Here is a 20,807-nt window from a genome sequence, read left to right on the forward strand (position 1 = left end):
GGCCGCCTTCAGCAATGCGCTGATCTTGCGGTAGCCATAGCGTCCGTACTTCTCAGCCAACGCCACGAGATCGGCCGTCAGCGCCTCTTCGTCGTCGCGGCCCCGCGGCACCTTGCGCTGTGTCGAGCGATGCTGACCGAGCGCCCGACAGGCGCGGCGCTCGGAGACGGTCATCGTCTGCATGATGTGCTCGACACAGGCGCGTCGGCGCGCGGGGCTCAGAAGTTTCCCCGGGACGCCTCCTGCAGGATCAGCTTGTCGAGGGTGAGATCGGCGATTGCCTTTCGAAGCCGAGCATTCTCGGTCTCAAGACTCTTCATCCGTCGAACTTGATCCGACTTCAGGCCGCCAAACTCACGCCGCCACCGGTAGTATGTCACCGAACTCACACCGAGCGCGCGGATTGCATCGGCCACGCTCTGGCCCTGTGAGATCAGCACGTCCGCCTGACGTAGCTTCGCGACGATCTCCTCGGGCTTCGGGTATTTTGCCATCTCGTCCGTCCTCCAGGCTCAAAAGCCATACCAAAGGGCGGACCACTTCAATGGGGGCTGACCACTGCTGCTCGGGCGAAAGCCTCTCAAAGCCGAGCTTGCTAGACTTGGCCTTTGGCGCGTTGCCGCTCGACAGCGCAAATAGCAGAACGCGCAGCTTCAACTGGCAAGACGGATTTCTGGACGCCGACCAGGATGCCGAAGCGTTCCTGTCCTAAGTTATATCAAGTCCGCTTTAGGAGGCCTAAAAAAGACCATCTACGTTGGGGCTTCCGCGCATACAGCTCGCGCCGGCGCTCGGTACACGCCGCTGGCCGCTTGAGGTGCCTGGGATGACCACGGGCGACATGTCGGCCAACGTGTTACGTGCCCTGGACGGCGCCCACGCGTTCGGTAGTCTGGTTGAGCACACGCCATGGCTGTCGGCGCAGCAAGCAGCCTTTCAGGCCGCCATTGAGGGTGCGCCGCTCGCAGAGTGTCTGGGCATCCTCGTGGACACGGCCTGCTCCCAGTCCGGCGGCGACCTTCGCTCCGCCTTCTACCTGACCGATCAAGGCGGCGTCGGACTGCAGCACGTCATAGGCATGCCCGAGCCCTACGCCCTGGCCGTCACGGATGGCATCAAGGTCGGGCCGGACTCGCTCTCATGCGGTCTGGCGGTCTTCACCGGCCAGCCGGTCATCACCGTCGACGTGAGGGAGGAGCTACGCTGGCAGCCATGGCTCTGGTTGGCCGAAGAATACGGCTTCCGTGCCGTCTGGTCGTTCCCGACACAAACCGCAGTCGGGCGGGTCCTTGGCACCTTCGCCGTGTACTTCCGCGAGCCGCGTGCGGCCACGCCCCGCGATCACGAATTCGCCGCGGCCATGACCAAGACCGCAGCGATCATCATCGCGCAGCATCGGCAAGCTGCAGGCCTGATCGAACGGCGCATCGCGGATGAGGCCCTGCGCGCGAGTGAGGAGCGCTTCCGGGCCGTGGCCGAGCAAGCTGAGGCTGGCATCGTCATCGTCGATGGCGGCCATCGGATGAGCTTCGTCAACGACCGCTATTGCGAGATCCTGGGGCGCACGCGCGATGATCTGCTCTGCCGCACCGTGGAGGAGCTGACTCACCCGGACGACTGGGCGTTCAACGAAGCCCTCTACCGGCGCGCCATGGTAGACGGCGCTTCCTTCACCATCGAGAAGCGCTACCTGCGTCCGGATGGTTCGGCCGTGTGGGTACGCAACGTCGTCAGCGCCCTCCGCGACGGGACAGGTGCCATTGTCGGTGGCCTTGCCGTCTCCCTCGAAGTCACCGAACGCCATCAGGCCGAGGCGGCGTTGCGCGAGAGCGAGGAGCGCTTCCGGCGCTTCGCCGCGCATACGGCCGACGTGCTCTGGCTCGCCGATCTGGAGAGTGGGCGGCTCGACTACCTCAGCCCGGCCTTCGCGCAGGTCTGGGGGATGCGCCCGGAGGACATGCCGGACCTCGCGAGCTGGCTCGTGAGCGTTCACCCCGAGGACCGCGAGGCCGCCGCGCAGGCGATCGAGCGCGTCGGCGGTGGCGAGACGTTCTTGCTGGAGTACCGCATCCAACGCGCCTCCGACCAAGCGGTGCGTCGCATCCGCGACACCTTCTTCCCGATCCCGGGCCTCGACGGACGGATCCGGTCCGCGGGCGGGATCGCGCAGGACGTCACCGTCAACACGGGCCTGCGGGCCTACGTGGTCGCGGCCGAGGATGACGCCCGGCGCGGCCTCGTCGGCACCCTGCAGGCCGCCAGCTACGAGGTCCGCGCCTTCGCGGACGGTCAGGTGTTCCTGACGATGGCGGGCTCTCTGATACCAGGCTGCGTCGTGTTCGACCTGGGCGACACCAGCGGCCTCGCCGCCCTGAGCGAGTTGAAGGCGGCACGCGCGCACCTGCCCGTGGTGGCGGTCGGCAAGAGCCGGGGCGATGTCGGCTTCGGGGTCCGCGTCATGAAGGCGGGGGCGGTCGATTACCTCGAAGCCCCCTGGTCGCCGGACACCGTACTGTTCGCGGTCAGAACGGCGCTCGCCGAGCTCCACGCCGAGGCGGATCGGGCGCGCGGGGGGGACGAGGGCCGGAGCCGCATCGCAGCGCTCTCAGCGCGCGAGCGCGAGGTGCTGGAGGGTTTGCTGGCGGGCGGGACCAACAAGACCATCGCCCGGACGCTGGGCCTGAGCCCGCGCACGGTGGAGATCCACCGCGCCCGGGTCATGGAGGCGCTCGGGGTCCGCACGCTGCCCGAGGCCGTTCTCATTGCGACCGCAGCCAGCGTGCGTCCGGCCGATCACGACGGCGACCAGTGATCCTCCCCTGGATCCGCGAGCACGGGGAGTTTCGCTCGCGGTCCGCTCGGACTACTCGGGTTTGAACTCTCGTCTCGTCCTCGCCATCCGACACCTTCCCCGCCCAGCATGAGCGTATCAGAGGTGGCCGTGAAGCCGACGGAGGATCAATGTCCAGCTCCTTCAGTCCTGCTCGTTCTCTCATTCGGCCGTGTCCAAAGCCGGCCGGTCAAGTCAATCGCCCCATTAGCTCGGCGACGCGCCCGTCAAGCGGCTGCTCACCAGCAGCGTCTCAGAGAAGATATGCGACTGTAATGCTAAGAAATGACCTTCCTGTTGCGCAAGGACGCGAAGAAATTCCGGAACATATCCTCGGTGTCGATGCACTCGAAAAATCCTGCCTTGCGCGCCTTGATTGTGCTCGACACATTATCGAATCCACTGTTGAATATAAAATCCGCAAAGTCCCACGAAACCAATTTCTCATAGGGCGTTCTTAGCAAATCGTACCGGGCGACAATCTCGCTCCAGAGCTCTGTCTTGTCGGTCATATAAGAAGCGAGTGGCATCGGAACCGGATCGGCGACCTGCATATCAAACATTTTGGCAATGCGCGGCCACATGTGCTGCCAGCGAAACTGATCCCCATTCGTGATATTGAAGATGTTGTCGCGGGCGGATTCCGTGGCCCCTGCCCACACCGTCGCCTCTGCCAGGACGTCCGCTGAACTCACCTGATAGAGGGCGCCATGGGCTGCCGGCGAACCGGGGAAGCGCAGGGGAATGTTGAGCGCCTTGGAGATGACCGCGTAGACGGCAATTGCCATGCCCAGGTTCATCGGGTTGCCGGTTGCATAACCGATGATGGCTTCCGGGCGCAGGGCCGTCCAATGCCACGCCTTCCCGGCTTGCTGACGTCGAAGGAAGTCTTCCTGGTCGTAGTAGAAATTCGGCGACATGAGGCGCGGATCGTCCTCGCGGGCCGGCGTCTTGAAGGGTCCAAGGTCGGAGCCATACGCCTTGCCGCCTTGGTAGAACGTTACATGCCTCAGCGTTGGAGACACTGTCTCGACCACCTCGACGAGGTTCTTCAAGATCGCCACGTTGACCTTTGAGCGCTCGGCAGCGCTCGCCTTCTCGATGTAGGCAGCGAAGACGATGTGCGTGACGTCACGGCGGCCGTTTAGCTTGCGTTCGACATCGTGGCGGTCGAGCAGATCGACCTTGATGCCCTCCACACCTTCGGGGAGGTGCGCGTCACGGCGGGACAGACCGTACACGGTCGCATCTGAGGTGTTGGCCCAGGCTCTGGCTGCCGCGTTGCCGGACACGCCGTGCATGCCGGCGACGAGAACAACATTCGTGGTGCTCACGCGAGGATTCCCTTCTCTGATCGTTTCGGCGCGATGTTCATAGACGGGCACCAGCCGGCAACGGATTCTGCGCGTGACGTCCTGGTATCCCGCGAGATCCTTCCGCAGCGCTGCCGCCTCGACGAGGGTTCGGCCGAACAGCAGCGGTACCGGTAGGCCGAGCCAAGCGGATCCCCGGAAAGAGCCGAGGAGGAGCGACGTCCCGACCAGAGGCAGGAGGGCGGAGCCTGACGACCTCCCGTCGCTTCGGTCCGGCCCGCATGCGCGTTTTCCGGTTTTGTGAAACCCTCACGTTGTCATGGCGCTGTCCATTCGGGATCACTTACTTCGGGCAGGCTGCCCCGGTCTGGATCCAGGCTTGCGTCAGTTCGCCGAGGATCTCCTGGGTCCCGGGAGCTGCCTCCCGACCCTTGCCGGGATGCCAGCCCCAGCCAACCAAACCGTCGGTCGCGAGAAACTTATGGATGTCCGCCAGCGAGCGGTTACCGTTTCGGGCCGGGTCCTTGAGCTGCACGCAGATCTCGTGGACCGACAGCCCGATCCAGCCCATACTGGCTGGCGCCAACTGCCATGGGTCGTGTCCCGGTATGTCCCTGTCGTGGCCGACGACCGCCAAGTTCTCGGAACCGTGGCAGGAATTGCAGTGCAGGCCGGACGGGCCGAAGCTGGCCTCGCCGCCGCGAACCATCGGGGGACGATGAAGTCGTTGCTCGTCTCCCTGCCTCGGGATGTTATCGGCGGGATGGCAGTTCATGCAGCGCGGATGCGTGATGACCTTCGCCATCTCCCCGAACAGGGCGACGGACCGTTCGATCCTGTCCTGTTTCGCGTCGAAGGACTCTGAGCGGCGCAGATCGGCCTCCGTCGCGAGGGCCACGGTGGTGGACAGCGCCGCGGCCGCCGTCAGGATCGCGACGCGCACGGTCAGGCTCCCATCGCGGCGCGGACCGCCGCTGGGCGGATGGGAAGGTCGCGCACGCGGGCCCCGATGGCAGCGAAGATCGCGTTCCCGATAGCCGGCGCAATCGAGATGACGCCGGGCTCGCCCAGGCCGACCGGCATGTGATCGTTGCGCAGAAACTCGATGTCCAGCTCCGGCACGTCGGTCATGCGCAATGGCGTGTAGGTGTCCAGATTGAGGTCCCGGGGCAGGCCCTTCTCGTATTCCGTGCTCTCGAACAGGGCGAGCGAAAGGCCCCAGAGCATGCTGCCCTCGACCTGGGCCAGCGCACCGTCCGGATGCGCCAGCGTGCCGGCATCCACGACGGACGTCAGCCTCTCGACTGTGACGGCACCGCTGTGTGTGTCGACGGCGACCTGCGCCACCGTGGCGATCCAGGTCGGCATGTCGCGTTCCTGCCCGGTGCCGAGCGCCAGGCCCATACCCTTGCCGGGCGGCAGCGCTTCCCGGGCGGACCAGCCGGCCTTCTCCAGGACGCGCTCCATGACGGCTCGGAGGCGATTGGCTCCACCGACGGCGTGCGGAGCCGCGCCGCCGTTGCGGCCCTTCGCGCCGAGTAACGCGCGCCGGTACTCGGCGGGATCGCGACCGAGCTTGTGCGCGAGTTCATCGATATGCGTCTCGACCGCCCACGTGGTGTAGCCGGGCGCTACCGACCGCAGGTATCCGGGGAGCATCGTGGCATGGACGACGTCGTTGCAGATCGCCTGAATCCGCTGGCTCGCCGTGTCGTACCAATGGTCCGCGCCGTTGATGGCGAACACATCGACCGTCCCGTGCCCGTCCGCGCTCGGCGCCAGGAACTCCGGAAAGATCGAGCGGGTCGGCCATCCCGATGCGCACCTGTGGTCGTAGGCCAGAAGCGCTCCCCGCCCGTCGGTCACCGAGCGGAGTCTCTGCACGGTAGGCGAGCGCGGCTGGTCGAACTTCGTGTCATCCGACCGCGCGAAGATGAGCTTGACCGGTCGACCCATCTTCTTCGCCGCGAGCGCTGCCGGGACAATGTATTCGCAGTACAGGCGCCGGCCGAAGCCGCCGCCGAGGTAGGAAGTCTCGAACACGAGATCGGCCTGATCGATCCCGAGCGCCTCGGCGACGAGCGGCAGCGTGACCGACTGCCACTGGTTGCCGGCGTGCACGTGCCATGTGCTCCCATCCTGCCAGGCCAGGGCGTTGAGCGCTTCGAGATGCATGTGCAGCACGGTGTGCGTGCGATAGACGCCCTCGTGCAGCGCGGCGGCTTCGGCGATCCGCATCAGGGGGTCGCCCTCCTGGAAGAAGATGCCTCCCGTACTCGGATTCTCGACGAGGCGCGCGCCTTCAGCGAGCATCTGGTCTTCGCTTGCCGCGCCACCATCGGACCGGTAGCTGACCGCGATGAGATCGGCCGCCTTGGCCGCGACGGGCCAGCTCTCCGCGACCGCGACGAGCCAGCCCTGGCATGTTCCTGTCGGGTCGTCGATCACGACGGTGCTCAGGTAGCCGGGGAGCTTGCGGGCGGCCCCGTCGTCCCAACTCACAATGCTGTTCCCGTAGCGGGTCGGTGGCAGGACCGGCCGCGCGAACACCATGCCGTCGACCTTGCGGTCGATGCCGTAAACGGCGGTGCCGTTCACCTTCGACGGCACGTCGCGCGCGGCGGCGTCCCGGTTGAGGAACCGGCGTTCCGACGCCGGCTTCAGGGCGATCCCCTTGAGCTCCTCTTCCGTGAACTGGCGGGTGACGCTGCCGGAGGAGACGATGTCGGCGTAGCTGATGGCACGCGCACCGTGCCGCACCTCGCTGGCGCGAGCGACGCAATCCTTCAGGGGCGCCCCGAGCATTCTCGCGCCGGCCTCAAGCAGCGCGATGCGGCCGGCGGCCCCGGCGCGGCTCAGCTCTTCGAAGCTCTTGTGCACGGACCAGGAGCCGCCCGTGATCATCACGCCCCAGCGCGGGTCCGTGTCGACGTGCACGACCTCGACGTGGTCCCAGTTCGCCTCAAGCTCCTCGGCGACGATGCGTGCCAGCGCGGTGCCGATGTGCTGGCCCATCTCCGCCCGGGTGACGTGAACCAGGATGCGCCCGTCCCCGCTGATCTCGTACCAAAGTGTCGGGCTGTAGCCCCTGGATGAGACGTCGCCGAACAAGGGACCAGCTTGCGCGCCCGCAGGGAGGAAACCCGTAGCGACGGCCGCGCTTCCCAAGGACGCGAGGAACCACCGCCGGGTGACGTCGACCGCGCTCATTTCCGCCCTCCGTTCTGGGCCTGGGCGGCCAGCTTGATCGCCTTCCGGATCCGAACGTACGCCATGCAACGGCAAAGGTTTGCGGCCATCCCGTTCCTGATGTCGTCGTCGGACGGATCGGGAGTCTCGCCGAGGAGTGCCGCGGCCTGCATAAGCTGGCCCGGCTGGCAATAGCCGCATTGCGGGGCCTGGACCTCGATCCAGGCGGCCTGGAGGGGGTGGAACTCGCGACCGTCGCCTGCCGTCGCGGCCAGGCCCTCGACTGTCGTGACGGCTGAGCCGGCGACGCTCGCCACCGGGGTGACGCAGGAACGTCGCGCCTGGCCATCGACGTGGACGGTGCAGGCCCCGCACTGCGCCACGCCGCATCCGAACTTGGTGCCCGTCAGGTTCAGCCAGTCCCGCAGGATCCAGAGAAGGGGCGTGTCGCCGGGCGCGTCAACTTGGACGTCGACGTTGTTGACCAAGAACGAAATCACCTTGGATCTCCAACAGTGGGTCGATGGCCTGCTGGACACATGCGGCGAGATATCCCGAATCGTTCGAGCGTCCCTCGGACGAACACCACGCTGCTATTTTGGCCCTTGCTGCCGATACGTCCTCGGGACATGCGTGGATGCTCCGCAGGGCTTCGCAGGATTCGGCCCGGCCCCTCTGCATGCGAGCCGCGGGATGGCGACGGATTACCGGATAAAGCTCGTCGCAGCCCTGACGCCGGTCAGTTTGACGTCTTGATTAGCTGTGCGCCGGACACCGAGATTTTCTCGGGACTGCATGGAGGCTCGGATTTCGCGACCTCGTCCAGTCCAGGCCCCGACTGAGGGTGCCGGTTGCCGGTCCGGACGCGACATACCCCAGCGGAACTGATGCATGTCAGGGCCGCGATGACCCGTCTTGTGGTCATGTGCGGAAGGGCCGCTCCGCCGGTCTTGATCAACCGACATCGGCATGATGGTCCGTTCGACGACCAGCATCTCGCGCACGCCATCCAGTCCGTGTGCTCCAGGCCGAAGCTTGCGTTGTAGGCGGTAGATGGCGGAGCCGAATACGCGAGAACACCATGCGAGCTGTCACCTACACTGAAGGCTCATCGATCGACGCGCCGGGTGCGCTCGTGGACACGACCTTCCCCGATCCTGCCCCCAGCGGCCGCGACTTGCTGGTGCGGGTGCAGGCCGTCTCGGTGAACCCGATCGACACCAAGGTTCGGCAGGGCGGCTACAAGCAGGGATGCGAGCAAAAGATTCTCGGCTGGGATGCCGCCGGGACCGTGATCTCCGTCGGCCCCGAAGCGCGCCTGTTCAAGCCGGGCGATACGGTGTTCTATGCAGGCGCCCTCGACAGGCCGGGCAGCAACGCGGAGCTGCAATGCGTCGACGAGCGCCTCGTCGGCCCCAAGCCTGACAGTCTGGATTTCGCCGCCGCCGCGGCACTCCCGCTGACAGCGGTGACCGCCTGGGAGATGCTGTTCGACCGGCTTGAGGTGGCGAGGCCCGTGCCCGGCGCGGCGCCCGCGATCCTGATCGTCGGCGGCGCAGGTGGCGTCGGCTCGATCGCCATCCAACTTGCCCGGCAACTCACCGATCTCACCGTGATCGCCACCGCCTCGCGCACCGAGACCGCGCAATGGTGCCGGGATCTCGGGGCCCATCACGTCGTCGATCATAAAAGGCCGCTGGCCGGCGAGGTGGCCGCGCTGGGTCTGGGCGCGCCGAGCTTCGTGTTCTCGACGACGGGTACGGGTGCTCATCTCCCGGAGATCATCGAACTCCTCGCTCCGCAGGGACGCCTCGGACCGATCGACGACCCCGCGATTTTGGACGTGATGCCGCTCAAGCCCAAGAGCCTGTCGCTGCACTGGGAACTGATGTTCACGCGCTCGATGTTCCAGACTGCTGACATGGAACGCCAGCACGCGATCCTCACGGAGGTGTCCCGGTTGATCGACTCCGGGCGGCTCCGCACGACACTCGCCGAGTCGTTCGGCCTGATCGCTGCCGCGAACTTCGCTCGTGCTCACGCGCTGATCGAGAGCGGGCGGGCGAAGGGCAAGCTGGTTCTAGAAGGGTTCGGCGACTGAGCTCCAGACAGGCGAGCCAGATGTGCGATCCTGCCGTGTTGTGGTGTGACTGATGCAGCATTGAGGGACGCGCTATGAGCCAGGTTCTTCACGGCAGCACCGCGACGACTGAGGCCTTGGTGAAGGTCAAGCGGAGAATGAACGCCATGGTGTACGTTCGCGGACGAGGGCGTTAGGTGTTATTCGGAGCTTTCGCATCACGACTACGAGGGCGACCTTGTTCGGCCGGCCTCACTGGGTCGGCCGCTCATAGAAGGGTCGGAAGGGGGGACGCCTCGGATCGCGGTCAGAGCGGCCATGTCGAGCATGCCCCGCACCGACCTCGTCCACCCGCAATGGATCGTCGGCCTCGCATCAGACCGGTCAAAAGCCAGCCGATCAGGTCACCGGTACTCGGGCTCTACGCCTTGGTGCAGCGTCGGACCGAGAGAGCATGGTGCGGAAACTAGCCGCGCTTACGTCCGTTTTGGTGGACAGCTCGCTTAGAAGCAGATCTTCCGCTATCGGCCAGCTTCAGTCGCGTGAGTAGGCACCTCCGAATGACCGGGGTGGGTGGATTTTTGCCTGTCCGCTCTCGGGAGAAGAGGCGAATAGAGCGGACAGTAGGCGATTGATTGAATTTGGCCGTGAATGGCCTGTGTGCGTCCCCGCAGAAGCAGGAGAATGCGGTTGTTCGCGGCCTGCCGCCGCGCGATCAACGCCTACAGGGCCGGTGGCGGCAGGTAGGAGGGCCGCAGCAGGTCTTGATCACGCGTTCGCGCGCCTTTCCAGCGGCGGAAGGATCAACGACTGCCGCTCGGCTTGTCCATGAGCCCCAGGTAAATCGCCATCATGATGATGCGTCCACCTGGCACGGGGTCCTTCCCGTCGACCCGATACTCACCGTCAGAGCCCGGGACAGGCTCGACGGTGTGGCCAGCGGCGCGGAGTACGGCAATGGCCTTCTCAATCCGGTCCGCGAGCATGCTGAAGCCACCCTGACATTCGATTTCTCAATATATCCCGCACGATTGGGCGTACCGCTTCCGGGTTACCTAGGCCCGAAGAGCCGGTCTACGGACCGAACCGGCTCGATAGCTCAGACCCAATCCTCGCCTCCTGAAATGTGTCGGCCTATCCTTATCGCGTGAGACTATGCGATCTGGCTCGATACGGCTGTCACCGTTCAGAACGGGTCGACGTAGTTGATGATGGACGTCTGCCGGAGGACGATCTTCCGGATGACGTGAGCCACCTGAACATGCTCGGTGTAGACTGCGGCGGTGCCCGTGCTTCCGGCCGGTAGACGGCGAGCCATCTCGGCGTCGTCAAGCGTGAACCGAACCACGAAAGGCGCCGGTAGTAGGTCGGGCGGCGCAACAGCCAAACCGCCCGGCTGCGTCTGCCCGGTCGCGATGGCCTGCAACACGGCCTGGACCCGCCCCGTGAAGACCGTGCCCGGGAACGCCTTGAACGTGACCTCGACCGGCTGTCCGGGCTCGATGTAGCGGGCGTAGACCTGCGGGATCTCCGCCCCGAACAGTGCGTCGGCGGTGTCGATGAACGCCATCACCGGCGCGTCGGTGGTGACACGAGCTCCCTTCCGAAGCGCCAAGTTGGTCACGTAGCCCGCGGCCGGTGCATACACAGTGGTCTTGTCGAGGTTCCACTTGGCGCCCTCCAACTGTGCGCGGAGCTGGTCGGCCTCGGCCTGGCGCTGCTCGACGTCGAAGGCGCGCCCGGTGCCCCGGCTCTGAAGCTGGGACATTTCGGCGAGCCGGGTCTCCGCGAGCTTGAGTTGCGCCGCTATGGCGTCGGCCTGCGCCTGGTAGGGAACCGGGTCGATGCGGAAGAGGATGTCGCCCGCCTTCAGCGGCGTGTTGGCTGCGACGGGCACGTCGATGACTTCGCCTGCGACCGACGGGACGATCTGTACCGAGTTGCGCAGCACCGCCGCCGGACCCGAGGGCGCGCCCCAGCCCATCGGGATGAACAGCCCGACGAGGAGCGCGATGAGGACCAGCGCCGGCGACAGCTTCCAGAACAGGTTGAACGGGATGAACCGCAGCCAGACGAACAAGGCGAGGAGCGCGATGTAGACGTTGAGAAGGACGACGATCATTCGCGTCTCTCCCGCTTCAGCGGCGCGTCGACATAGGCCCAGATCAGCACCAGCGGCCAGAACACGAAGCCGAACACGAGCGTCGCCCGGCCTCCTACAGTCACCGCTTCGGCCCAGGGATGCCCCCGTTTACGCGCGATGTGACCGGGCATCATGCCGAGCACGATGAAGACCGCGACGACGGTCGCCACCACGATCAGCAGCACGACCCAAGCGAAAAGGTCGATGGACGACATCAAGGCGGTCCTCACGACCTGAAGGCGGAGCGGAAGGCGCGCCTCAGCCGCTCGCCCCCACGCGGACGCACGCGCAGGTGCGGGCCGATGAGCTTGCGGAAGGCGAACGCGACCTGGCGGAATTCCTCGCCGCAGCCCTCGGCGCGGTCCTTGGGCAGGTATCCCTTGGCTACGATCATACGGTAGCGCCGCCGGTCGGAGCCGTAGGCCATGCAGGCGAGGTTGTAGAAGCGCTGCCAGGACAAGCCGTGCACGTCGGCGAACGCGCCCTTGTCGACGGGCTCCTCCTTGGCCACGGTCGCGAAGAAGTAGCCACCGCCCATCACGACCATGTGGGCATCCGCGGGTGAGAGGTGCAGTAGGATCAACGAGGAGACCTGGTCGGCGGCATCCTCCTCGCGCCCGAGGATGGGCACGTCGAGGAGGTCGAACAGGGCGTGGCTGCTCTCGTGCAGCAGGATCTGGAAGACCGGCCCCCTGATGGCGTCCTGGCGCGTGACGCCGGCCGGCGACCTCGTCCGGGGGGCGGCTCGCACGATGCTGTCGATGAGTTCGTAGCAGACCGTGACGCTGCGGTTCTCGGGTGCGTACCAGGCGTTCAACTCGCCGGCGCATTCCTTCAGCCGGTAGGTCAGGGTGGTCGGCAACCGCACGAGCCCGACGATGGCGCCGACCCGTTCCAGGACGCGCCGCTGTCGCATCGTGTGGTAGATCTCGCGGAAGGCTGCGGATTTCGGCGCGGCGTAAACCACGCGGATGTGCGCCGGGGACGGCGGCGCGCCGGCCGCACCCGTCGACACGAGGACGCTTGCGGCAAGCGCCAATGCCATGAGGGTGGCTCCGCGCATCGCACGCTCAACTCGGGCAACCGTTCCGGAAGCCCAGCGGCCGCGGGACGTCCCCTGGGGGCCGGCGTCGCGTCGATGAGGCGGTTGCCCGGGTCATGATCGCTCCTGCCAGGTTTTCCATCAGGCCCTTGATCGATCAAGGCGACGAGCGCCGGCTCGCCGCTCAAGGTTCAAGGCGTGACGATGTTGAACCAGAATTCGAAGTTGTCGAGGTAGGAGACGACCTCGTGCAGCTTCGCCGGATCTCCGTTGATCTTCACGGAGCCAGATGCAATCGCATCGTCGAGCTTTGTCTGTTGTAGGATAATGTTATTGAGCGTGTCGCGCGATAGCGTCACCGTCGCGTCGACCTGGTCGCCTTTCATGTTGGCGGTGTGGTTCAGGACCCCGTTCTCTAACTCGACAAGGTAAGTGTCGCTATTGCCGATGTCGAAGTTGAACTTTGCCCGGGCGTTCCCGGCCTTCGCGCTGTTCAAGCGCACGCCGAGGTAGTCGAAGAACAGATCTAAAGACATGGCGCGAACGGTGTCGGGGCTGGCTGTGTTCGGCGTCGGCAGCTTGGCGACGCCGTTCCGCAGCTCCTGAGCGCCCGTTAGATAGAAGTTGCGCCACGGCCCGGCCTCGGCTTGGTAGCCGAGCTGTTCGAGCGCGTCGGCCTCAAGGCTCTTGGCCGCCTGGTTGCTCGGGTCGGCGAAGACGACGTGATGGGCGACCTGGGCCACCCACCGGTACTCGCCCTTGTCGTAGGCCGCCTTGGCCTTGTTGAGGACCTCGCCGGCGCCGCCCATGAACTCGACGTACTTCTTGCTCGCCTCGACGGGGGGAAGCTCGTGCAGGGTGGCGGGATTGCCGTCGAACCAGCCGAGATAGAGGACGTAGGTCGCGGCGACGTCGTGATAGACCGAACCGTAATAGCCGCGGTTCGCCCAGACGTTCGCGAGGGTGTCGGGCATCTTGAAGGCGTCGGCGATCTCCCGCATCGTCATGCCCTGGTTCACCATGCGCAGGGTCTGATCGTTGATGAAGCGGTACAGATCGCGCTGGCTCTTCAGGAACTTGGTCCCGTTGTCGTTGCCCCAGGTGGGCCAGTGATGCTGTGCGAAGATGACCTCGACCTTGTCGCCCCACATGACCAGGGCCTGGTTCAGGTACTTCGACCAGGGCAGCGGTTCACGGATCTTGGCCCCGCGCAGCGAATAGGTGTTGTGGAGCGTGTGGGTCGCGTCCTCGGCGGCCTCCATCGCCTTCTTTTCCTCGATGAACCACATCATTTCGGACGGGGCTTCCGAGCCGGGCGCCATGAGGAACTCGTAGGTGAGCCCGTCGATGGTCTCCTTCTGCCCGGTCTCCTTGATGGTGTTCGTGGGCGCGAGGAGGGTCACCGTACCCGCGGAGGTCGTCGTGCCCAGGCCGGCCCCGACCTGGCCCTTCGGATCGGGCTTCAGGAGGTTTCCGTACATGTAGCTCGCCCGCCGGCTCATCGCTGTGCCGGCCATGACGTTCTCGGCGACCGCGGCTTCGAGGAAGCCCTCGGGCGCGTAGATCTTGACCTTGCCCGAGGTGACGTCGTCCTCGCTCACGACCCCGCGGACGCCGCCATAGTGGTCGACGTGGCTGTGCGTGTAGATGACGGCCTTGACTGGCTTCTGGCCGCGATGGGCGAAGTACAGGTTGATCGCGGTCCTCGACGTCTCTTCCGAGATCAGGGGATCGACGATGGTTATGCCTTCCTTGCCCTCGATGATCGTCATGTTCGACAGGTCGAGGTTTCGGACTTGGTAGATACCGTCGGTGACCTGGAAGAGACCGGCGATGTTGATCAACTGCGACTGTCGCCACAGGCTGGGATTGACGGTATCGGGCGCGGCCTGCCCCTCTTTGATGAAGCCATATTTTTGCGGGTCCCAGACCAAATTCCCGGCCGAGCCGTTGATCGCGCCGGCGGGAGGCGCCGCGATGAAGCCTTTGTGTGCGTTCTCGAAATCCGACGTGTCGCTGAAGGGTAGCTGCCTCAGCAGGACCGAATTCGCCTGCTTGGTTTGATCGGTGGCGTCCTTTCGCAAGTCCGTGCCTTGGGCAGCGGCGGATTGAACAGAAGCCGCGGCCAGGACGCTGGCGACAGACAACTTCGCGAACCGAGCGTATCGCATGCTACCCTCTTGCTGTGGGTGTGATTGCGCCGTCGAAGACTTGCTCACGGACGTCTCGCACCGGCGGACCGGTGATGTCCCGACCGGGCTATTCCGCCGGCCTGGGCGGCACGAGACCGGTGACGGGGGCCGAGGGCTGCTCGCTGAGCCAGCGGTAGAGGATGCCGCCGAGCGCGCCCCCAAGCAGCGGGGCGACCCAGAACAGCCAGAGCTGGGCGATGGCCCATCCGCCCACGAACAGGGCCGGGCCGGTGCTGCGCGCCGGATTCACCGACAGGTTGGTGACCGGGATGCCGACGAGGTGGACAAGGGTCAGGCAGAGCCCGATGGCGAGCGGTGCGAAGCCGACCGGCGCCTTGCCGTGCGTCGCTCCCATGATCACGAAGAGGAACATCATGGTCAGCACCACCTCGGCCACCAGGCACGAGACCAGCCCGTAATGCCCGGGGGAATGCTCGCCGTAGCCGTTGGAGGCGAACCCCTTCGCCAAGTCGAACTCGGGCGCGCCGTTGGCGATGGCGTAGAGCACCGCGGCTCCGATCACGGCGCCGATGACCTGCGAGATCACGTAGGGGACGATGTCCCGGGTCGGGAAGCGCCCGCCCGCCGCGAGCCCGACCGTCACCGCCGGGTTGAGATGGCAGCCCGAGACATGGCCGAGGGCGTAGGCCATGGTGACCACGGTCAGGCCGAAGGCGAGGGAAACGCCGACTAAGCCGATGCCGACCTGCGGGAAGGCGGCCGCGATGACGGCGCTGCCGCAGCCCGCGAAGGTGAGCCAGAACGTGCCAATGGTCTCGGCGGCGCACTTATGGATATCCATGAATGCCTCCTCAGATCAAGTCGAGCTTTGTGTCCGTGTTTCTGGCGGCACTGCATCGACGTGCGCGCGTGCTTCAGGCGATTTCTCGGTATTGGACCCAAATCCATATTTCCCCGTCCGGACATTCGGTCGACGAGGTTGCTCGAAGCGGGTGGACACCGTTTGGGCTAACTTATGGTGACCTTAAAAAACTGATGGCATCCAATCCATCGGGCGAAACCCTGATTTGGCTCCGAGAATTGACTGAGATGGGCGGGAAAATGCCCTTAGGGTTCGACCAGCTTGTTGCGCACGGCGTACCGGACCAGGGCGGCCGTCGTCTGCAGCCCGAGCTTGTGCATGGCGGACGCTCTGTGGGACTCGACCGTCTTGAGGCTGATGGCGAGCGCCGTGCTGACCTGCTTGCTTGAGTTGCCCTCGGCGATGAGTTGCACCACGTCGCGCTCGCGGCAGGTGAGCGTGTCGAGCTGCGAGCCGTCGCCCGGGTTGGCCAGGTAGTGGGCGAGCAGCGCCTCGTTCACGCGGCCCGTGAAGTAAGGTTGGCGATGGGCCAGCGCGTCGACGGCGGCGATGAGGTGCTGGTCGGCGTCGGACTTCAGGAGGTACCCACGGGCTCCGGCGCCGAGCACGTCCCGCACCAGGGCGTCGCTCTCGTGCATCGTGTAGATCAGCACCTCGGTGCGCGGGCTGGCCTCGCGGATGCGCCGGGTCAATTGCGACCCGTTCATGGCAGGCAGCGAGTAATCGATGACCGCCACGTCCGGCTTGTGCCGCACGGCGAGCTCGATGGCCTCGGCCCCCGTGCCCGCCTCGGCGACGACGTCGAAGCCTTCGCGCGCTTCCAGGATGGCGCGGACGCCGCGCCGGACCGCGATGTGGTCGTCGACGATCAGGATGTTCACCGTCACGAGATGACGACCTCCCGCGCGATTTTCGGGCATGCCGTGCGCCCGTCACCCGAAACGGGTGGTGGGCCGCGACCCTGCACCATCAGACTCCCGCCGCTCCCCGTCAGCAAGCCTCAGCGCCCCTGCCGCATGTGCCTCCGGTCGAGGCTCACACGCCATCAGGATTTCACCGCCAAGGGTCTCGGCTCGGGTGCTGCCTTCGCAGGCGCGACCCAGAGCGGGAAGGATATCTCCAGGAACCCGGTGGTGCCCTGAAAGCGGTTCTTTACCTCGACCTCGCGCAGCACCTTGATCTGAGCAATGACCGGGGTCTGTCCGACCGGAACCGTCAACCCGAGCGTCCCGCCGACCGCCGTCATGCGGCCCTTGAACGGTCCGATCCGGTTCCCGGAACCGCTGTCAGCCGTGAACTGCTCGTAGTGCGAGGCGATGATCCCGACCGACAGCTCCTTGGTCAGGGACTTCGATGCCGCGACGTCGATGTGGAACTCGTTGCCCGTCACGTACTGCGTCGCTGGGTTCTTGCCGTTGAGCGTGACGCCAGTGGCGAGGTCGAGGCCGATGCCGAGGACTGGATCGAGGTAGGTCACGGCGGCCGAGATGTCGCCGGCATAGCGGTTCAGCGCGATGTTGGAGAGCTGGCCGGGCTCGTAGCCGCCCGCCGGTATGCTGATCAGGCCCGACAGCTTCCAGTGCCAATTGCCGGAATGCCAGCCGAGCGAGGCCCCCACGATGGGGTCGCCCGGATTGAATGTCGCGTCGCTCACGGTCCCTCCCACCGGGCGGCCAAGCACCTGATTGACCAGAGGCCCGTTCAGGAGCGCGCCGGCGCGCACCGCCGGTTCCCCGAAGGGCATCACGAAGGCGATGGCGAGATCGCCGCCGAGGATTTGGACGGGTGTCACCCACAGGGTGCTCGCGAAGTCGGCAACGATGTTCGCCTTCACCTGACCGACGACGTTGCCGCCGAGCTGCGTGGTGCGGTTCCCGCTGAAGCTGCCGGTGTAGAAATAGGTGGCGCTGTCGAAGTACAGGCCGGGGGGCGGGACGACGCCCCCTAAAGGGACCGCCTGCCCCTCGATGTAAAAGCTGAGGCCACCCTCGGCCGCCTCGGCAACTGGCACGGTGAACACTGACCCGAGGACCAGGCCTCCGACCAGACGATGCGCGAAGGACATCATGTCCGCCACCGAGCCAATCCGTTTCGGTGTCGCAATCTCCCGTTCCAAACGGGTGCTGGCAATTCGGGTAAACCCTGAGATGAGCAGGTAAAAACCCTGGTGTGATCGACTTGCCTCGCTCGGACCGGGTCTGCGGAACGGCGGTCCAAAGCGCGGTCCGCGGCTCCGATGCGGTGGATGGATATGCGGGGTGAGACCGACATAAAGTCGAGCGATGCTGTCAACGGACGGTTGTACGCATCGGCGTTATCTCGTCTCATGGCTGTCGAGCGGATGGGCGGTGAGCAGCGAGGCGCCGCGCGGTAGGCACACTCCCCAGGAAGGCAAAGCCGTGGGTCAGGGTTCGCAACGCCAGACCGAGGATGCCCTCGGGGCCGAGAGGCCCATCACGGGCGTCGCGGGCGAGGGCACGACGAGAACGCGGGCCCCGCGACTCATGGCGGCCGCGTTCTGGACGGTCTGGGCGATCTGCGCCGTGTCGGTCACCGTCTCAACGCTCGTGTGGGCGACCCGGGCTCGTGAGGAGGCATTGGCGGCTGCGCACGAAGACGCCACGCGCGTGAGCAGGTCCGGCGTTCAGTTCATCGAGAACGCGTTCGGGGTTGTCGACGTCCTCCTGAAGAGGCTCACCGAGATCGCGGAGGAGAAAGATTTCGACAGTGCAAGCGTCGACAGTCTGTGTCCATCACTGATTTGCTCCAACTTCCAGCGGCTGTCTCCTTACCTGCTCATCGGCTTCGTCCGGGCCAACGGCGAACTCCTGACTTACGGCCCCGACGCCCAGCAGATGAATTTTGCCGAGCAGGACTACTTCATCGCCCAGAAGGAAAGGGATGTCGGCTTCTTCGTCGGAGCACCGTGGCGCACGCCTCTGATACAGGGCGTCGGCCTGCCCATGAGCCGGCGCCTGTCCACGAAGGACGGAGCCTTCGCGGGGATCATCGGGGCCGTCATCAACGTCGACCTGGTTCACGCCTTCTTTCAAGGCTTGGGTGCCGGGAAGGCAGACGGGATCACGCTGCGGGACGACAAGGGGCGGCGCCTGATCGCATGGTCCGCGGTCGATCTCGGGAACGAGCAAGGCTCTGCTGGGACATCGGGCGAACCCACATGCGGTTCGCCCTCCATCCGGCCCTCGCCGGACGACATCACATCCACCACGCAAGCTACGGTCGGCGGCCTCTCGCTCGACATGTGCCGCTCGGCCACCAACATCTTGCGGAGTTGGCGCACCGAGGTGTCGCTGGTGGCCGGCACGGAGGCGCTCCTGCTCCTGGGACCTGCCTTGGCATTTCCGGCGCTTCGCCGGTGGTGGGAACGGCGGGCCCGGCAACAGATGGGGCTGCGCGGCGTGGTCGATGAGGCCTTCGACGTCCAGTTCATCATCGCAGCCCAAAGCGACGGGACGTTCGTGCTTGAGGCGCTCACACTGCGCCTGGAGGGCGAAGGGAGCCGGGCAACGGCGCACCTGGTCGGACGCACGACCCGAGAACTGTTCCCGCTTGAGGACGCCGAGGCCGTAGAAGCCGAGTACCGTGGCGTGCTCGCGTCAGGGGAAACGCGGCGCGTCGAGCGTCGGGTCAACCTCGGCGGATCGCAGTTTGTATGGAACACCGTTCTCGTACCGCTCGGCGATGCCGGCACGGGGTACATCTTCGGGGCCGCCACCGATGTGGCCGGGGACGGCGCCTTTGAGGGCGGGTTGCGCCGGTTCACGGAGAACGTCCTGCGCCGAGAAGACAACGAGCGCCGGCGCATCGCGCGCGAGTTGCATGACACCACCGGACAGAACCTGATCGCCGCCGGTTTTGAACTGGGGGTCGCGGACCGCGGCCTCGTCGATCCACCTCCCAGGGTTCGCGCCGCCCTGACGCAGGCCCGGGCCCTGATCGACGCGAGCGTGGCGGAGGTGCGGACGCTGTCCTACGTCCTCCATCCGGCGCTCCTCGACGAGGCTGGGCTCGGCCTCGCCCTGGCGACGCTCGCGGATGGGTTCGAGAGACGCGCCGGCATCCAAGTCAGGGTGTCCGTCGACGAGGTAGCAGAGCGGCGCTGGGCACGGGGGGTGGAACTCGCGCTCTACCGGGTCGCCCAGGAAGCCCTCACCAACGTGCAGCGCCATTCCTCCACGAAGAGGGCACGGCTCACGCTGCGTCCCGATGCGTCGGCGAACCTGGAGCTGACAATCGAGGACGGGAGCGGTGAGCTGCCGCCAGGTGCCGCGTTTCCCATCGTCGAAGGATCCGGCATTCGAGGGATGCGCGACCGTCTTGAGGCGCTCGGCGGGACCTTGGCCGTCGTGCGCTTGACCACCGGCCTACGCGTGACTGCGAAAATTCCCCCTACGCCTATGTCGGACGAGGCTTAAGCCTGCCGCCGAGGCCTCAGCGACGGAAGCGGCCGCCCCCGTGAAAGCCGCCGCCGCGGAAGCCACGCCCGCCATGGAACCCGGCCACGCGACCGCCGCGGACCCCCCCGCCGCGATAGACGCGTCCGCCATAAACCCGGCGGCCGTAATAGCCGCCGCGGTACCCATAGACGGCGCGCCTGCCGTAGACCACGCCACCGCGGTAGTAGCCGGGGCCGCCGTAATAGCCGCCGTAATTCGGTCGGCAGACACCGTAGAGGCCTCGATGGAAGCCGATGCCGCATCCTCCGGCGGCTTGGGCGGGGGCGACCCCGAGCCTTCCCCGTTCGAGTTGGCCGATACCGAGCCAAGCTATGAGTGCGAGGGTAGCGAATGCCAGCCTTCTCAACATTCTCATCGTGAACTCCCGAACTGAACCGGGATGATCGTAGGTGATCGGTCGACGCTGACCATTGGGGAGAACCCGGTCTTCGGGAGGGAATAACCCTGAACCCAACGGCTGACGCGTGTGGGGGTTACAGGGGGTCAGGCAGCGTGGTCGTTGGGCGTTAGAAGTCGCCCAATGTGAGCGTCCGCTTACGGGAGCCGCACGGCCGCGCGTAAATGACTGCATCTGGTCGATTCTGTTGAAAAACTCGGGTGTTGCAGCGGCTGTGATGAGGTGATTCACTCCTGTCCAGAGACGGAGATCGAAGCAGATGATGGGACCTCGGCAAGTCGAGCAGGGTGCCCTGTTCTACGAGTTCTCGCTCGACACGC

The 20,807-nt window shown here is 65.8% G+C and carries 15 protein-coding genes and 2 pseudogenes; 3 read left to right on the forward strand and 14 right to left on the reverse strand.

The genetic code is table 11. The features are described from left to right. Nucleotides 1–494, reverse strand: a pseudogene (locus MKK63_RS21555) (transposase); the annotation flags it as partial. 332 nt (nt 495–826) lie between these two features. Here MKK63_RS21555 and MKK63_RS21560 point away from each other — a divergent pair. Further along, nucleotides 827–2,812 carry a PAS domain S-box protein gene (locus MKK63_RS21560; protein ID WP_244005437.1) on the forward strand — a complete coding sequence of 662 codons (1,986 nt, stop codon included), beginning with the start codon at nt 827–829 and terminating at the stop codon, nt 2,810–2,812. A 296-nt stretch (nt 2,813–3,108) separates the two neighbouring features. Here MKK63_RS21560 and MKK63_RS21565 read toward each other — a convergent pair whose 3' ends face one another. The 4 genes from MKK63_RS21565 to MKK63_RS21580 all read right to left on the reverse strand — a co-directional run bounded on the left by MKK63_RS21565 (nt 3,109) and on the right by MKK63_RS21580 (nt 7,832). Continuing rightward, the gene (locus MKK63_RS21565) at nt 3,109–4,164 is read right to left on the reverse strand and encodes an SDR family oxidoreductase (RefSeq protein ID WP_244005439.1); all 1,056 of its coding nucleotides are present in this window, start codon (nt 4,162–4,164) and stop codon (nt 3,109–3,111) included. Between the two features lie 322 nt (nt 4,165–4,486). After that, nucleotides 4,487–5,086 (reverse strand): Isoquinoline 1-oxidoreductase subunit, encoded by a 600-nt coding sequence (locus MKK63_RS21570; RefSeq protein ID WP_244005460.1) that lies wholly within the window; start codon nt 5,084–5,086, stop codon nt 4,487–4,489. 2 nt (nt 5,087–5,088) lie between these two features. Beyond that, nucleotides 5,089–7,353 (reverse strand): xanthine dehydrogenase family protein molybdopterin-binding subunit, encoded by a 2,265-nt coding sequence (locus MKK63_RS21575; RefSeq protein WP_244005462.1) that lies wholly within the window; start codon nt 7,351–7,353, stop codon nt 5,089–5,091. Continuing rightward, complete coding sequence (locus MKK63_RS21580; RefSeq protein WP_244005464.1) at nt 7,350–7,832, reverse strand: (2Fe-2S)-binding protein; 483 nt, start codon at nt 7,830–7,832, stop codon at nt 7,350–7,352. The genes MKK63_RS21575 and MKK63_RS21580 overlap by 4 nt, the downstream gene beginning before the upstream one ends. A gap of 581 nt (nt 7,833–8,413) precedes the next feature. Here MKK63_RS21580 and MKK63_RS21585 point away from each other — a divergent pair. Beyond that, the gene (locus tag MKK63_RS21585) at nt 8,414–9,433 is read left to right on the forward strand and encodes a zinc-binding alcohol dehydrogenase family protein (RefSeq protein ID WP_244005466.1); all 1,020 of its coding nucleotides are present in this window, start codon (nt 8,414–8,416) and stop codon (nt 9,431–9,433) included. Between the two features lie 126 nt (nt 9,434–9,559). Here MKK63_RS21585 and MKK63_RS21590 read toward each other — a convergent pair. From MKK63_RS21590 to MKK63_RS21625, 8 genes and pseudogenes are all read right to left on the reverse strand, one after another. Then, nucleotides 9,560–9,797, reverse strand: a pseudogene (locus MKK63_RS21590) (IS110 family transposase); the annotation flags it as partial. A gap of 801 nt (nt 9,798–10,598) precedes the next feature. After that, entirely contained in the window at nt 10,599–11,534 is a 936-nt protein-coding gene (locus tag MKK63_RS21595) for an HlyD family secretion protein (RefSeq protein ID WP_244005468.1), read from the reverse strand. Beyond that, nucleotides 11,531–11,770 carry a DUF3302 domain-containing protein gene (locus MKK63_RS21600; RefSeq protein WP_244005470.1) on the reverse strand — a complete coding sequence of 80 codons (240 nt, stop codon included), beginning with the start codon at nt 11,768–11,770 and terminating at the stop codon, nt 11,531–11,533. The genes MKK63_RS21595 and MKK63_RS21600 overlap by 4 nt, the downstream gene beginning before the upstream one ends. 11 nt (nt 11,771–11,781) lie before the next feature. After that, complete coding sequence (locus MKK63_RS21605; RefSeq protein WP_244005472.1) at nt 11,782–12,600, reverse strand: DUF4344 domain-containing metallopeptidase; 819 nt, start codon at nt 12,598–12,600, stop codon at nt 11,782–11,784. Between the two features lie 188 nt (nt 12,601–12,788). Beyond that, nucleotides 12,789–14,681 carry an alkyl/aryl-sulfatase gene (locus MKK63_RS21610; RefSeq protein ID WP_244005474.1) on the reverse strand — a complete coding sequence of 631 codons (1,893 nt, stop codon included), beginning with the start codon at nt 14,679–14,681 and terminating at the stop codon, nt 12,789–12,791. A gap of 175 nt (nt 14,682–14,856) precedes the next feature. After that, nucleotides 14,857–15,591, reverse strand: a complete 735-nt coding sequence (gene aqpZ, locus MKK63_RS21615) for an aquaporin Z (RefSeq protein WP_244005476.1) — start codon at nt 15,589–15,591, stop codon at nt 14,857–14,859. A gap of 266 nt (nt 15,592–15,857) precedes the next feature. Next, nucleotides 15,858–16,499 (reverse strand): response regulator transcription factor, encoded by a 642-nt coding sequence (locus tag MKK63_RS21620; protein WP_244005478.1) that lies wholly within the window; start codon nt 16,497–16,499, stop codon nt 15,858–15,860. A gap of 158 nt (nt 16,500–16,657) precedes the next feature. After that, a complete protein-coding gene (locus MKK63_RS21625; protein WP_244005484.1) occupies nt 16,658–17,680 on the reverse strand; it encodes a transporter in 1,023 nt (340 codons plus the stop codon). Nucleotides 17,681–18,116: 436 nt separating this feature from the next. Between MKK63_RS21625 and MKK63_RS21630 the strand changes: the two genes are divergently transcribed. Further along, nucleotides 18,117–20,048, forward strand: a complete 1,932-nt coding sequence (locus MKK63_RS21630; protein ID WP_244005480.1) for a histidine kinase — start codon at nt 18,117–18,119, stop codon at nt 20,046–20,048. A 16-nt stretch (nt 20,049–20,064) separates the two neighbouring features. Here MKK63_RS21630 and MKK63_RS21635 read toward each other — a convergent pair whose 3' ends face one another. Beyond that, on the reverse strand, nt 20,065–20,445 hold the full coding sequence (locus MKK63_RS21635; protein WP_244005482.1) for a GCG_CRPN prefix-to-repeats domain-containing protein: 381 nt from the start codon (nt 20,443–20,445) through the stop codon (nt 20,065–20,067). Between the last annotated feature and the right edge of the window lie 362 nt (nt 20,446–20,807).

The sequence above is a fragment of the Methylobacterium sp. J-088 genome (assembly GCF_022829295.1).
Lineage (GTDB): Bacteria > Pseudomonadota > Alphaproteobacteria > Rhizobiales > Beijerinckiaceae > Methylobacterium.